Annotated in this window: 2 protein-coding genes; both read right to left on the reverse strand. The window is 75.4% G+C overall.

What is annotated here, in order from left to right:
* On the reverse strand, window positions 1-590 hold a 590-nt coding region (locus tag AB0O00_RS41410), incomplete at its 3' end, for an ABC transporter substrate-binding protein (protein ID WP_363659816.1).
* A gap of 30 nt (window positions 591-620) precedes the next feature.
* On the reverse strand, window positions 621-1,026 hold a 406-nt coding region (locus AB0O00_RS41415), incomplete at its 5' end, for an ATP-binding cassette domain-containing protein (protein WP_363659817.1).

Consider the following 1,026-nt stretch of genomic DNA (forward strand, 5'->3'; position numbering starts at 1 on the left):
CGGGCGGCGTCGTAGGAGCTGGGGAAGGTGACTCCCGCGTCGACGTCGCCGCGGGCGAGCGCGGCGGGGATCTGGTTGGGGGCGAGGTTGACGGTCCGGACGTCGGCGGCGGTGCGTCCGGCCGAGGCGAGCATCCGGGCGAGCGCGTACTCGGCGTTGGTGCCCTGGGGCACGCCGATCCGGTGGCCGGGCAGCTGGTCGAGGCGGGTGATGCCGCGGTCGGTGCGGGTGAGCAGCCGCCAGTCGGAGAAGCGGGACAGGTCGGCGACGATCCGCAGGTCGCGGCCGGTGAGCGCGGCGGTGACGGCGGGCAGGTCACCGACGACGCCGAGCTGGGCCTGGCCGCCGAGGACGGCGTTGAGCGCGTCCCGCCCGGTGGGGAAGGACTGCAGGCCGGCCCGGACGTCCTCGCCGGCCCACAGCTTCCGTTCCTGCGCGACGTAGACCTGGGCGCCGCCGAGGTAGTCGCTGCCCGCGATGGTGACGGCGGGGGCTCCGGCGGGCGCGGCCGAGCAGGCGCTGGCGAGGGTGGTGAGGGTGGTGAGGAGGAGGCCGAGCAGGAGACCCGCGAGGGCGCGGGGTCTGGGCATGGGAGTGTTCCTTCCGTACGTGAGGGTGGTTCAGGCGTCGCCGAGGTGACCGGCGATCAGGTCGCGCAGGCCGGTGTCGGGGCCGAGATCGGCGGGCACGGCCCGGTCGGCGAGGACCCGGCCGGGCCGTCCGCCGAGGACGACGACGCGTTCGGCAACGGCCAGCGCCTCGTCGATGTCGTGGGTGACGAAGAGCATGGTGGTGCCGGTGCGCCGCCACAGCCGGGTGAGGAGCTCCTGCATCCGGGCCCTGGTGAGCGCGTCCAGTGCGCCGAACGGCTCGTCCAGCAGCAGGACTTCGGGTTCGGCGGCGAGCGCCCGCGCGAGCGCGACCCGTTGCTGCATGCCTCCGGACAGCTGTGCCGGGTACTTGGCGGCGCTGTCGGCGAGGCCGACCTCGTCGAGCGCGGCGAGCGCCCGACGGCGGCGTTCGCCG

The sequence above is a fragment of the Kitasatospora sp. NPDC093558 genome (genome assembly GCF_040683475.1).
Classification (GTDB): Bacteria; Actinomycetota; Actinomycetes; order Streptomycetales; family Streptomycetaceae; genus Kitasatospora.